Origin of the sequence: Microbacterium maritypicum MF109 (assembly GCF_000455825.1) — a bacterium.
In the GTDB taxonomy this organism is placed as follows: Bacteria; Actinomycetota; Actinomycetes; order Actinomycetales; family Microbacteriaceae; genus Microbacterium; species Microbacterium maritypicum_A.
In genome coordinates this window covers 1-282 of the sequence record NZ_ATAO01000036.1, presented here as the reverse complement: position 1 = coordinate 282, position 282 = coordinate 1, and the positions used below count along the sequence as shown (strand labels likewise).

The window sequence follows — 282 nt, the reverse complement described above, 5'->3', positions numbered from 1 at the left end:
ACGCCGCAGCAGGGGTGGGACGGCGCGCCTCCCGCCGGCGACATCACTCCGGGTCCGCCGGCGTCAGGGGAGTGAGGTCTCGCAGCGCCGGACCCTCGAGGCGGGTGCCGTCCGGCGCGAAGCGCGAGGCGTGCAGCGGGCAGTCCCACGAACACTCGGCGTCGTTCCAGGCGAGCACGCCGCCCAGGTGCGTGCACACCGCGCTCACGGCGCGCGTCACACCGTCGACGGTGGAGACCGCGACCGGGCGCCCTGCGCGATTCGCCACCGCGCCCTGGCCCT

General features: G+C 76.6%; 1 protein-coding gene. It reads right to left on the bottom strand.

Annotation, left to right across the window (positions count from 1 at the left end; genetic code table 11):
- Positions 1-43 precede the first annotated feature (43 nt).
- Positions 44-282, bottom strand: a 239-nt coding sequence (locus L687_RS24775) for a Rieske 2Fe-2S domain-containing protein (RefSeq protein ID WP_040569585.1), incomplete at its 5' end; no start/stop codon positions are given.